The sequence below is a fragment of the Pseudomonas sp. RU47 genome, from assembly GCF_004011755.1.
GTDB lineage: Bacteria > Pseudomonadota > Gammaproteobacteria > Pseudomonadales > Pseudomonadaceae > Aquipseudomonas.
The window spans coordinates 1,332,478-1,344,908 of sequence record NZ_CP022411.1 but is presented as its reverse complement, the minus strand read 5'-3'; the positions used below and the strand labels follow the sequence as shown (position 1 = coordinate 1,344,908).

At 55.7% G+C, this 12,431-nt stretch carries 16 protein-coding genes; all 16 read right to left on the bottom strand.

The window, feature by feature from the left end; all coding sequences use genetic code 11:
* Positions 1 to 8: 8 nt before the first annotated feature.
* The 16 genes from CCX46_RS06005 to CCX46_RS05930 all read right to left on the bottom strand — a co-directional run bounded on the left by CCX46_RS06005 (position 9) and on the right by CCX46_RS05930 (position 12,145).
* Positions 9 to 734, bottom strand: coding sequence for a hypothetical protein (locus tag CCX46_RS06005; RefSeq protein ID WP_127926044.1), 726 nt, complete (start codon positions 732 to 734; stop codon positions 9 to 11).
* Positions 734 to 1,114, bottom strand: coding sequence for a hypothetical protein (locus CCX46_RS06000; RefSeq protein WP_224794564.1), 381 nt, complete (start codon positions 1,112 to 1,114; stop codon positions 734 to 736). Before CCX46_RS06000 ends, CCX46_RS06005 begins: the two co-directional genes overlap by 1 nt.
* Before the next feature lie 8 nt (positions 1,115 to 1,122).
* Positions 1,123 to 4,695, bottom strand: a complete 3,573-nt coding sequence (locus CCX46_RS05995) for a host specificity protein J (RefSeq protein ID WP_127926042.1) — start codon at positions 4,693 to 4,695, stop codon at positions 1,123 to 1,125.
* Between the two features lie 68 nt (positions 4,696 to 4,763).
* Positions 4,764 to 5,369 carry a tail assembly protein gene (locus CCX46_RS05990; RefSeq protein ID WP_127926041.1) on the bottom strand — a complete coding sequence of 202 codons (606 nt, stop codon included), beginning with the start codon at positions 5,367 to 5,369 and terminating at the stop codon, positions 4,764 to 4,766.
* 30 nt (positions 5,370 to 5,399) lie between these two features.
* Complete coding sequence (locus CCX46_RS05985; protein WP_127926040.1) at positions 5,400 to 6,005, bottom strand: tail assembly protein; 606 nt, start codon at positions 6,003 to 6,005, stop codon at positions 5,400 to 5,402.
* A gap of 27 nt (positions 6,006 to 6,032) precedes the next feature.
* Positions 6,033 to 6,836: a C40 family peptidase gene (locus CCX46_RS05980; protein WP_127926039.1), complete on the bottom strand. Its 804-nt coding sequence runs from the start codon at positions 6,834 to 6,836 to the stop codon at positions 6,033 to 6,035.
* Between the two features lie 2 nt (positions 6,837 to 6,838).
* Positions 6,839 to 7,522: a phage minor tail protein L gene (locus CCX46_RS05975; RefSeq protein ID WP_127926038.1), complete on the bottom strand. Its 684-nt coding sequence runs from the start codon at positions 7,520 to 7,522 to the stop codon at positions 6,839 to 6,841.
* Positions 7,523 to 7,588: 66 nt separating this feature from the next.
* Positions 7,589 to 7,927, bottom strand: coding sequence for a phage tail protein (locus tag CCX46_RS05970; protein WP_127926037.1), 339 nt, complete (start codon positions 7,925 to 7,927; stop codon positions 7,589 to 7,591).
* A 37-nt stretch (positions 7,928 to 7,964) separates the two neighbouring features.
* On the bottom strand, positions 7,965 to 9,191 hold the full coding sequence (locus CCX46_RS05965) for a phage tail tape measure protein (protein WP_127926036.1): 1,227 nt from the start codon (positions 9,189 to 9,191) through the stop codon (positions 7,965 to 7,967).
* Positions 9,192 to 9,247: 56 nt separating this feature from the next.
* Complete coding sequence (locus CCX46_RS05960; RefSeq protein WP_127926035.1) at positions 9,248 to 9,502, bottom strand: hypothetical protein; 255 nt, start codon at positions 9,500 to 9,502, stop codon at positions 9,248 to 9,250.
* Between the two features lie 29 nt (positions 9,503 to 9,531).
* Positions 9,532 to 9,882 (bottom strand): phage tail assembly chaperone family protein, TAC, encoded by a 351-nt coding sequence (locus CCX46_RS05955; protein WP_127926034.1) that lies wholly within the window; start codon positions 9,880 to 9,882, stop codon positions 9,532 to 9,534.
* 8 nt (positions 9,883 to 9,890) lie between these two features.
* Positions 9,891 to 10,382, bottom strand: a complete 492-nt coding sequence (locus tag CCX46_RS05950) for a phage tail tube protein (RefSeq protein ID WP_127926033.1) — start codon at positions 10,380 to 10,382, stop codon at positions 9,891 to 9,893.
* 91 nt (positions 10,383 to 10,473) lie between these two features.
* A complete protein-coding gene (locus tag CCX46_RS05945) occupies positions 10,474 to 10,665 on the bottom strand; it encodes a hypothetical protein (RefSeq protein ID WP_127926032.1) in 192 nt (63 codons plus the stop codon).
* Between the two features lie 24 nt (positions 10,666 to 10,689).
* A complete protein-coding gene (locus CCX46_RS05940; RefSeq protein WP_127926031.1) occupies positions 10,690 to 11,037 on the bottom strand; it encodes a phage holin family protein in 348 nt (115 codons plus the stop codon).
* 143 nt (positions 11,038 to 11,180) lie between these two features.
* Entirely contained in the window at positions 11,181 to 11,531 is a 351-nt protein-coding gene (locus tag CCX46_RS05935) for a tail fiber assembly protein (RefSeq protein WP_177413849.1), read from the bottom strand.
* Positions 11,532 to 11,728: 197 nt separating this feature from the next.
* Positions 11,729 to 12,145, bottom strand: a complete 417-nt coding sequence (locus CCX46_RS05930; protein ID WP_127926029.1) for a tail fiber assembly protein — start codon at positions 12,143 to 12,145, stop codon at positions 11,729 to 11,731.
* Between the last annotated feature and the right edge of the window lie 286 nt (positions 12,146 to 12,431).

Genomic DNA, 12,431 nt, shown 5'->3' with positions numbered 1-12,431 from the left:
TCAGTTGGCTAGTTGTAATATCTAGACGATGGAAACTTGCACACCGGGATTCCGAAGCAAGTTCCATTTGTGCCTTGGTAATACCAGTATCCGCCGCCCGCCCTTTGTGCGGTAATATTCAGTACAGGAACATTGTTATCCAGCAAGCTCATACCTACAAAACCAAAACCATCAGCAAACCACGTGACACCACGATCAATACTCGAAACACACACGAAATCATCCGCTTCGATGACAAGGTTGCTTTTGTATGTATCTACATAGTCACCTACTACCAGAGACCATGACTTGGCAAACTTGTGATAGCGAACAACTCTGTCTTCGGAAGAAAATACGATTTGGCCTTGGGCATCAAAGATATTCATGCCATACCGTTGCGGACTGGGCTGATCGGAAAACTTACAGATGACATACTCCATCAAATAGTTCTGTAAATTACTCCCATTACGCACTGCTGATGTCACCAGAAAACCCGTCCAGTTCCCGGGTCCTCCCAACATGGTTATATAAACACCGAGAGATGTATGAAACCCATTTACATGTCTGAAAAAAACTTGTGGAGCCTCCTGTGTCAGGATCGGTTTCACGAACGCAACAGCGCCGCTGCCTTCGCGATCGGTATACCTGGACTGTATTCTGAAACTGCCACGCTCGGAAAACACCATCACTTTATAGGTGCTGGAGATAACAACAGCGCCATACGTATTCGTCACTGAAAGTCCGTAATCCGCCATTACAAAACCCTCACGACTTCGACCACGCACTCGACTGTATGCTCGGTCCACTCGTCAACGTAGTTATTGTGATAGCCGGTAGGTCGCCGCCTGTTCACGTATGTAAAAATACCGATCTGTGTCCCACCCAGGTCCTTATAGGTAGGTACATACCCCCACATATCCGGATAACCTGGTTGACTATACCCAGCATAAACCCGCGGTGTAATCACAACAAAACAAGTAGCCGGGTTATACCCTGGAACGTCCATCACAATATAATCAGACCTGATGCCATTTCCCATCTTGCGCGCGGCGGGCAAGTTCATCTGCGCCAGCTTTTCAATCGTAAAATCTTCCATACCCAACGTTTGTACACCATTGGCATCAAATACCGTCATCCCGAAGCTCATTCACTCAGATCTCCAAGTTGTACGCGCTTGACATTATTGGCATCAAACACCCGTAGCGACCTGTTAGTCATGATGACTCGTCCCTGCCCGACTACGCTGCTGTTTATTTCAAAGCCACCGGATTTGGTCAGCCTCCACCCAGATGTCCCCGGATAATAATTATCCGACTGCAAGCTATCGCCAATTTTCAACATATTAATCGAGCCATTTTGGATAAAGGCATCATTAATAAAGGTTTGACCGCCGGTCACGGTAAAAGGCGATACCGGTTTTCCGTTGGCCAGATTCAATAACATAAACGTATCGGCGCGCACGACAAATTGTGACGAAACGCCAGAAGGATCGACCTGCAGCCCCAAACCAAACGACGCAGCATATTTTTGGCCACCCGCCGTCGTATCCATCTTCACCGACCACATCGTCGATAACTTGCCATTGGTATCGGCAATGGCACTTGAGGCTTGCTGAACGGCTGCAGTGTTTTGCCCAACGGACACGTTCAACTGTTCAAGCTTCGTCGCCGTGGCCGAGCTATTGGTTGTTACAACCTTCTCGAGCGACTGGATACTTGCCGCGTTATCTCCAATGCTTGTTTCCAGTGTAGAAACGCGTTGGGCAGTGGCTTCGTTCTGCGAAGCCCGGACACTGCTTTCCGTAGCGATGGCTGCCGTACTGGTCCACCCTTTGAGAGCATCTGCCAGTTCACCTTCCCCGTTGTCGTCCCGGGAGGATGCTCGTAACGCCTGGAATGCCGCGGCTTGAGCCGTTACCGTGCCATCGATCTTGCTGATATCGGCGGTGTTGGTCTCGACTTGTTGAACCAGTCCAGTGGCAGTCTCGACCGTTTGCCCTACATCGACCCAATACTCGGCATTCGGTGGCGGCAGGTTGATCGGTACTGGCCCTTTGGCCTGATACAGACGATCGCCAAAACGAACAATTGCGTATTTCGCATAGGTCTTGGCCGAGTCGTAAGCTTCATCCAGCGAATCAATCTGATTCTGCAATCCCGGAATTTTCTCGATCTCGGTGAGCAGGTCTTTGCCCAATTCCGTCTGCGAAACTTTGCCAGCGAGCAGGTCAAGAATCGGTCCAGCCTCCGAACTGGCCTGCCCCTGCACGCCATTACCGGTCGGATACCAAGGCCCGATATTGCCCGTGCGGTCAACCAGTCTCGCCCAGAAGAAGAACGACGTGCCTGCCAGCAGGCTCTGCATCGTGTAATCACTTTGCGGATACGCCAGATCCGTCAGCTTGGTAGCCGTCTCAATGTTTGGCGTCGGCCCATACCAGACCTCTGTTCGCTGTGTGTCCTCGGCGCCCTCGGGAAACTCCCATTTCAGGCCGATACCGAACAGCAGGCTGTCAGCCTTGAGGAAAGTCACTGAAGGCGGTGGCGTGGTTTTCCCGGACAGTTGCGTTTCCACCGAAGTCGCATAGATCGAACCGATGTCCAGCGCGTTGATGGCTCGCACTTTGGCCACGTAACGCCCGGCATAAATGCCGCGTACCTCCATCGACGAACCACCGGTTCGACCGGCAAACACCCATTCGCTGTCGTTCTTGCGCCAGTAAACTTCATATGCAATGGCGTTGGCCGGGCGCGCCCACTCGATGGTCATCACACCGACTGCACTGCCCTGATCGACGAAGTGGTTATTACTGATCGTGACTGAAGTCGGTGGCGCCTGAACGCCTGGCGGTATGACCGTGACAGGGGGGCGTTCGATACGGGAGCCGTTGTCGATCGCGCCGTACTTGCTCGGCACATGTTTGACTGCACTGATGCTGTACTTGATTTCAGTGTCGGTGAAGTCTTCAGCAATCGACAACACGCGAAATTGCTGTGCGGCCAGGGAAGCGGAATCAATGGCCCACATCGACTGCGCCGGTGGCAACTCGCTCAAGGGCTGAGCCAGGATCACACGTTGAGCCTGGTCGCTGATGCTCACTGACTTGATCACGCGGGAAACGGCTTTACCGGTCGGCATGACCAGGGTGAGCGTATCGCCAGCTTCGGCGGTCACGTGGGCATCCAGGGTCAGCGTATCGAGTGTTGCACTACGCAGGCGGCCACCAATCCGTCTGCCGGCACGGTCGTTGTCAGCCACGCGGATAATTTGTCCCGGACGCGCGAGCGTCCCGTCCAGACCGACGGAGAAAGTGACACTTTCAGTTTCCAGGCGATTGGTCAGCAGTGCCCATTTACCGATGCGCTGGGCCTGGGCCTGAGACGTGCAACCGGTAGCGGTGATCTCAGTCTGCTGTACACCATAGCGAGCGACACCCTCAGCATCATCGACGTATTGAACCTTCTGCCGGTAGAAGTCCGTCGGATCATTCCAACTGACCAGCGCCACGCTGAAACGGGTCTTTTTCGCCGACCCGCCATAGACGAACTTGCCGCCAATGACGTTGCCGTTGGAGTAGGTGTACACCGGGTCTTCCGGCATGTCGGCCACCGCCATGACCGAACCCGCCCCCCAATACGACATGCCACGAAACGTGGTGGCCAGATCCTGCAAAACCTTCAGGGCATCGGCACGCACCGACAGATACAGGTTGCAGGTGAAGCGCGGTTCAGTCCCGCCCTTACCGTCGGAGACAGGCTGATCGCAATACTGACCGATGCGGTACAGCTCCCATTTATCGACCTGACCGGCATTGAGCAAATGGCCCAGGCCATAACGCGGATGCAGCAGCAGGTCGTAGTAAATCCACGCCGGGTTGTCGGTCCAGGCCGATTTGAACGTACCGTCCCAAATGCCGTTGTACGTGCGGCTCTGCGGGTCGTAGTTGCTCGGCACCCGAATGATCCGTCCCAGCAATTCAAAGGAACGCGACGGTATCGACTGGAACTGGGAGGCGTCGAATTGCAAACCGATGATCGCCGAGCCGGGATAGCGCAGCTTGGCGTCAATTACCTCCGTACTCGATTCGACACTGGTGGTGTCGGCAATGGCGCCGCTGGTGGAGTTAGGGGTCAAACGGCGTACTCGCACGGTCCAACCGCTTTTGGCCGCAGGCAGATCGATGCGGTGCGATCGCTCGTACTTGGTGGTGGTTTTGCCACTGAACGCGGACGCCAGTACCTCGACGAAGGCACCGCCATCGGTGGCCAGATCAATCGCGTATTTGACTGTATAACCGTTAGTGTCGCCGTTGCTGGTATTGGTCTGCGCCAGTCGCGCCACCGCCAGACGAATCCGCACAGCCGACAGTTGCAGGTTGGTAAAGGCCTTGGTCCACGGTTGATCACTACGCAGCTCGACCGCTGCGACCGTCTCGTTTTCCACCGCGGGAAAACCGGGGATATGTGCCTGATCCTGGCTACCGGTACGAACATCCAGCGTGACACCATTGAAGTTCAGGCTGCCGTCGTCGTTGGCCAGCGGTGTTTCATCCAGAAACACCGAGCGGGAATCATTTTTCAGACCGACAATCTCGCCTTCGCTGACGAGATCGAGGATACGAGCGTAAGCCGTGCTTTGCAGGCTGTCTGGCGCCTCCACGGAGGGGCGCGGCTTGGCGCCGCCACCTTTGCTGCCAGCGAGAATGAGGTCAGTCATGGCTTTCCTTCAGGCGAAATAAAACCCGCACAGGGCGGGTTGGGTGGACGTCAATAAAAGATCGAACGCTAGAGTTGATCCTGCGCGTAGATACCAGCGCTGATCACGGAACTGCCGACGACCAACTGGCCATACAGCAGACCGACCGGGTTACCTTGGGCGCTGGTGTTGACCGGGCCGTTGAAGCTGTAACTGGCGCGATTGGCGGGGCTGTCCTGAGCCCCCAGGCCTTTGGCTTGGGGGGACAGCATTTGCAAAACGCCACCGATCACCATGGCGGTTCCCATTTGGTACAGAAAAGGTGAAGCACCGGCGAATGGCGTAAATGACAGAACGAAAGCGGCGGCAATCATCACGCTGCCGACAATGGTCTGCAGTGAGCCTGCGCGCTTTGACCCTGCGATGACTGGCACAATTCGCAGCACCTCTTTGCCGGTTGGCTTACCCAGTTCATCTTGCGAAAGATTTTCTCGACCATTGAACAGCGCAAACCGGAGCCCTTTGCCAGCGCTTTCGTTCATATACCTTTCGAAACCGGGGAATTGCTTGAAGTAGCCCATGACATCCCGAAACCCGCCGGAAGTTGTCACGCGATGCTTGCGCCCAAACAATCGTGCAAGGGATCCGGATAACAGGACCGTCTGAATTTTTTGTTGATCTGTTTGCATTGCCATAGTTTTCTCCGGCAGTGAAAAAGCCGCTCGCTACAGTTGATCCTGCGCGTAGATCCCGGCACTGATCACTGCGCTGCCGACAATGGCCTGGCCGTAAAGCAGACCCACAGGGTTGCCTTGAGCACTGGTATTGGTGGGGCCGTTGAAACTGTAGCTGGCTCGGTTGGCAGGACCGTCCTGGGTGCCCAGGCCTTTGGCTTGTGGAGAAAGCATCTGCATGACGCCACCAATCACCATGGATATCCCTACAGACCCCACTGCGCCCCAGGTACCGCCAGCGGCAATGCCTGCAAAACCACCGGTGAAAAATGTTGCTGCGGCGATCAATACGACCCCGACAACCGTCTGCAATGAGCCCGCTCGCTTGCTGCCAATAACCACTGGCGCAATACGAATATCCATCGTGCCACTTGGCGCTTTGAGCCGGTCATGGCCAATGTTGTCGCGCCCCAGGAAAACAGAGTACGTAAGCCCCCGGTCCCTGGACTCCATCAGAAAGCGCTCAAATCCCGGAACGAGAATGCACAAGGCATGAATGGCTTCCGCGGCGTTGTTCACAGCCAGCCGGTGCACGCGACCAAAGCTGGCACCCAAGGTGCCATAAAGGCGAATAGTCCTAAGTTTTTGCTGATGCATTTCACAGCTCCAGGAGAAGACCTCCAGTCAGGTTTCAGTCATTGAGTCAGGGGGCTGGTGATGCGAAATTTTCGATTGATGCCGCCAACAGCTCACTGTCACTTCTGTCCAGTATCCGCCATAGGTATCGCGCCGGCTGTCTCGCCCATAAAGGTGATGCAGGATTGAACCCGGCGCGGGGAAGCGATCGGGATCAGTCTTGAGTACGCCATCTTCAAGATAAATGGCGGCATGGTTGGGCACCGGCGAACGAATTTGCATCAGCACGATATCGCCCTGCTGCAATTGGCTGACCTGTTCAAAACCAGCGGCGGGCAGGTTCTCCAGATAGAGATTTGCGCCCTTGTCCCACCAGCCGTCCTCGCGGTCATAGTCACCGAGTTCGATACCCATTTCCCTTCGGTAATAGTCAAGAATGATGCTCAGGCAATCATGTACACCGTGGACGAATGCGCGCCCAATCAAGGGCGCCAGATATCCACTGGGTGTGATGGTGACCAGTTCACCCTTGTGAACTTGCCCTTCATCATCCTTGCGCACTTCGAGAATGTGCCACGGTAACCCAGAGGCTTCACAAGAGACCCGGTCTGCCTCACTGGCCGTCGCGGGATAATCAGGATGGCTGTGAACGACGGCGATGATCTCGCCGCACTCCTCGGCCGCTGCGTAGTCTTGTGGTGCCAGACGAAAGTGCTCACTGGGCGTCGTCGCAGTATTGCGGCACGGCACATAACGTTGTCTGCGTCCGTCGCGAATCAGCAAACCGCAGCATTCGTCGGGATACTGCGCAATGGCATGACGCTCGATGGCGGCCAGCGTGGTCTTGTTCATGATCAGCTCCGAATCAGACCTGCGGCCGGAAACGAGCCGTATGGCAGTGGATTGTTTTCGCCAAAACGCAGCTTGCAGCTGCTCAGGCGTCCACCGCACTTGTCCTTGGCCGCATCGCTGACGATCACGTCATTGGCATCCGCCACAGGACCGCCGTTGTAGCCGCAGTACGGACCGCGATAACCGCCACAACTGAGCCACCAGCAGACATTGGCAACGATTTGTCGACGCGGCAGTTGTACGCCATTGAAGTCCAGTGCACTGGCGAGTTCGAACTTCACCACTTCACTGTCTTCACTGACCTTGCGCTCGATGTACCAGACATCTGGAGGCAGTTCTTCTTCGGGATCGGCTTCAGGCTGACCATCGAGGTACTTGCCCAACGTGCGATGACGGATCAGCCGCGCCCCGACCAGATCATCGAAATACAACACCAGAGCAGTGATAAAACCACCGACGTTACCGACCGAAAGCGATGGAGTCGGCTGTGTGGCCTGCCCGGTCATTTCAAAGCCTTCGGCCTGAATGGGCCATGGTGAATACTCGAGGCCTTGCCAGAAGATCGAGGCTTGCTGTGGATAGCCGTGGAAGCGGTATAGCTCGGCGCCGAGGCTGGTGGCATCGAGTTCAAACAGCTCGACCCAGGCGCCCGGTTCCAGCGCCTGGATATCTGCAGTAATGGACATTTGAATCTCCGGGCAAAGAAAACCCCGCACAAGGCAGGGTGGTTTTCGCGTCAGGCGTATCCCGATTTACGGGTGAAATGCCTGCTCAAAGGTGGCTACCAAAGTGAAGAGACCTGCTCCCATCGGAGTCGGTTGATAACCTTTGCAGCGATAGAGGGCCGGCTCGCTCAGCGGTGCCGCCCAGTAAAAAGGCGCGGCTCCAGCATGACGATCAAGAAACTGCACAATGGATTTGATCCGCGCCTCGTCACCGACGAAGGTCAACGGCCAGGATTGTGATTTGTTGTTGATACCGTCTGCGGCCACTTGTTGATAGCCGTCACCAAACTTCGCCGACTTGAGGCGAAACTCGACATTGCCGACAGGCTCTACTTTTGGAAGCCAGCTGAATGTTTCCGTGCTCATGTTTTCTCCGGGCGTGAGTGATTGCAGCCGCTGATCGTCAGCGGCCGTTGATGGCGGACCAGATCTGCCCACCCGGTTTAAGGTCACGAGCAATCTGTTCGGCGGCGCCCTGTTTGGCTGCACCGGCGTAGGCCTTGGCGACGGTTTGCGAATTAATGTCGCCCGCTGCGCCACCACCTGAACTGTCACCCACATTGATTGTTTGCTGAATCACCACTTGATGGCTGCTGGTACTGCCCAGCGCACCACCCTGCACTTGCACGCCGAGGGAACCATCGGAACCGCGGCTGAGCGGCATGATGGCTTCCGGTCCTGCTTCGCCAAACATGGCCATCGGCGCCAGGATCGGCCCCGTAGCAACGCCGCTTGTAAAGGCACCACCCTTGGCGAATCCGGTGTATCTGAAATCCGACCCAAGCGATAAAGCCGGGTTGAAGATGGTGGTGTCCGCCCCTACTCTGGCGGTCGTCACCCCAGGTGCGCTGCCACCACCAAACAGCGACGTCGCCGCCGTTCCGACCAGACCGAACAACGAACTCAGACCTTTGGACATCGCTGTTTGAGCGGCCAGCTTGGCCATGTCTCCAAGCACCGATTTGGCAAAATCGGAAAACGAAAACTTGCCTGTCAGCGCAAATGTCGAAACCGCATCGCCCATGGTGTTGAACGCATTGGTAAACACTGCCTTGGATTTAGCTGCAACATTGTTGGAGCTGGTCAGGTAATCATCCCAGGCCGAAGTGGCCCCGTTGATCCAATTGCCCTGAGCCTCGGTCATCGACTCATAGTTGCTTTGAACCTGAAGAGTCATTGAGTCGTGCTCGGACTTCAACGCCGCCAGTCGAGTGCCGTAGTCGGCGCTGTCTTGAGGCGCAACACCTCCAGACACAGGAGTATCCAGCGCTTTTCGCGAGACTGCATATTTCTGGTCGATTTCACTCAACGCTTTCGCACGATCACTTTCTCGTGAGCCCATTCCAACGAGTGCGGCAGCCAGCGAGCCATCGCGCCGCAACTTGTCGAAGTCGTTTGAATAGTTGACTTGCTGACTGGCTTGCTCCTGAACGTCGACGTAAGTAGCGATGTTCGCTTGCGCAATCGAGTTGGCCGACGCATGCAGCGTTACGCCGATTTTCTTTGCGGCATCCTCGATCTGCTTTTGCATCTGACGCAGCTTTTGTTCGGTGATACGTGACGCCTGAGTCCAGGCTTGTTCAAGGCCGTCGAGGTTCGGCGTCAAACCTGCAGAGGAAGTAACTGCCATGTGCGTTTCTCCGGGCTATGAAAAAACCCGCCGAAACGGGTCATATAAATTTCTGGCTATTGCCATTGCTCAATCGCACGCTCGAGGGAAAGCCCCTGACGCTGCTCATGAGGCATGAAGTCCAGCAGTTCCGCCAGACCGCCGCCCAGCCGGTGAGTCTGTAGCGCAACCATTGCGCTACCCGCTTCCAGCCGCCTACCGGTATGAAGCGATCCATATCGATCAATGTATCGACCCCATGCCAGGGCTTCCTGGTAGGTCATACGTTCCTTGGCTTCGGCAATCGTGCGGCCGCCGACTCCGTTCAGCACCAATTCGTGCCAGAACTCATCGGCGGCAGTCAGTTTTTTACTGCGCTACCGCCTGTGCCATTCACCTCATTGACTGCGTTGAGCAACAGAAACCCTAACGAAGGTTCGAGGTTATAGGCGTCGTCGTAGGAAAGTGCTTCCGCGCCTTCGGCTCCCAACGAGACCGACGCCGCAATGTAACTCGCGTTCCGGCTCTGTTCGTTTTCACCTTGGGCGAACAGTCGCTCAATCACGCCGAACGACTGTCGGCGAATGTGCAACGTGAAAGTGTCAGTGACTTCCTTGCCCGATTGACTATCGAGATGAGTCCAACTCACTTCTTTTTTGATCGGCTGACCGTCGACGATGCCGCCCTTGGCTTTCAGTTGTTTGAGGTTCATGGCTGATCTCAGGCTTTCTTGATCCAGGCGGACCCACCGGTACGCTGAATAGTGACGGTAGTGGTGACGACGGCATTGAGTGCAAAGTTGAACGGGAAGTCCGACACATAACCGTCGAAGGCGAACCAGGTACGGGTGGCTGGCAATTCGAAGTCATTGCCCTGAGCATTCACCGTTGGCGCAACACCTTTGCCGTCAGACCAGCCCACAACCCATTTGATGCCGGTATCACCGTCGGCTTCCGACAATTGATGCAGACGGATATGGCTGGCGTTGGTCGGGTCGGCGTTGAGGCCGAGGCTGGCGGTACCAGGTGTGCGCAGACCTTTTTTATAGGTGCGCTCTTCAGCGTTGAGACTGGTGTCTTCAATCTGTTCTGCAGGGGCACCGCCCGGATCGAACGAAGTAGCGTGCTCGATTTCCAGTACGGTGTAAGGGCCGGTGCCTGCGGCTGGCGGAACAAGGGCGAAAATTTGAGTACCTTGGGTAAGAATCGACATCTGGCGTTCTCCATTGAACAAAAAACCCGCAATAGCGGGGTTGAGGGTATTACTCGGATGGACCTGTCTCGGCGTTGCGAGCGGCGTTCAGTCAGGGTGCAGGTGTACCGTCCAGATAGGGCGGTGCGTTGGGATCCGGTTCTCGGCTCTTTATCAAATCGACCAGTGCCTGATTGCTTTGCGCCAACAATCGAATGGAGGCACTCAATGCCGTCTGACTGTCGGACTGGATTTGCAGCGCCGCAACCAATCGATTGATTGCGGCCAGATCTTCGTCATTCATATTCAGCGTTTCTCTTTGCGGGAATCATGGATCGGTCGGCGAATCGCGCGGCGGGACTTCGCAGACGCCGATGCGCTTGGCCGCCCAGCGCTCGTACAGACCGATGGCCACGTCGGCCCCGGCCATTGCGGTGAGGCAACCGAACGCGCCGGCAGCCCAGATCGACATGCCGGCGGCATACAGCAGCATGATCGCCGACACGCCACAGATCATGCAGGCGCCGGAGCGCAGGGCCAGACGCCGTAACAGCGGCCAGCCACGAGCGCCCTCCTTGTCGGCGCGCCACATTTCGCCGGACACCCCGCCGACGACGGCAAGGAGGATGACCAGCCAGATAGGCATGTCTGCCAACGCTTGTTGCTCGTTTGTCATTTCACGCCTCCGGAAGTATTGGGTGAGTGATGTGTGTTGGAATCAATCGAGTTCTCTTGAGGTAGGCATTCCAAAAAGCCCGGCGTCGGGCCGGGCTTTTCAGTAATGCACTCTCTATAGAGGGTGTAACGGTAATGACCGAATCAGAAAGGAGCTACCGGCCAGTTGACGTTGGACGGATAGCCGGATTGTTTCTTCATGTCGCTGAGACCCACGCAGTACTGTTTGTAAGCGAGCAACAGCGCTTGTTCTTCAGGCGTGGCGACACCAATGTCCACCTTGTAATGCAGCGAATTGAGCATCAACCATTGCCCTGCTGCAGACAGAAGCTCCAGCGCTTCCTGCGCCACATCCTTTTCGAGTTCTTGATAGGAGGGTTCACTGAATTCCCAATCGACGTAATTGGTGGTGGTACCCTTCCATCCCACCTGGACGGTCGAGTTTGTGGTGATATCCACCCAATAACCATTGGACAACTTTGCTTCCACTGGCATGGCCGTGGGTTTCTCCACGGCGTCCACGATCACAGAACTTTGTTGAAGGGTTTCGAATAATTGAATCGAACAAAGGCATAGCGGTTCATAGTTTCTCCTGCGGGTACTCATCGCGAATGTTGGCTTTACGCGCTGAGTAAATATCGGGCTTTTCAGCAATGCACTGCGAAGTTCGGTATCGGCGCAGCAAATGCCGTTTATGGAACTTCAGGCCAGGTAACAGTCAGCGGGTAGCCCGGCTGTTTGTTGACGTTGCTCAGCGCGATGAAGAACTGCTTGTATTCCAGTAGCGCGGCTTCCTCTGCCGGCGTGGCCAGCCCCAGCTCAACCTTTTGCACCAGGGCCGACGTCGCCAGCGTGGTATTGGCTTTATCGAGACGATTTGTTCTTGCGTTACGCAATTGCATAGCCAGCAAGGACGGCTGGCCCCACATATCGCTGTCGGTAAATGTCCAGACGCCGTCGGTGTTTACCGCATTCCAGGAATAATCGATCTTTGGCAGTGCACTGACATCCACCCAGACTTGATCCGCCGGAAACTCATCGGTGATCGGGTTAGCGGTTTCAAAAATGTTGTCGACTTTGCCGGCAACGACGCGTACGTACTTCTTCATATCCATCATCCTTATTGATTGCCGACGTTCCGGCCTTTCAGTTTCTGCCCAGGCAGGCATTCCAAAAAGCCCGGTGATGCACCGGGCTTTTCAGTAATGCGCTCCTTCGCCTTCCTTCAAATCCTGTGTTCAAGAAGGAAGCTGACTTTTCGGCGCTACTGGCGCGGTACGAGTCCATTCAAATTGTTTTTCCGACCGCGGTCCCTGCCCGCCGGATAACTGCTTCTGGTGCTTTACGCTGCACACCCGGGTCAGTTGCCAACCCTCTGAACCGTTGAGGCCGGTT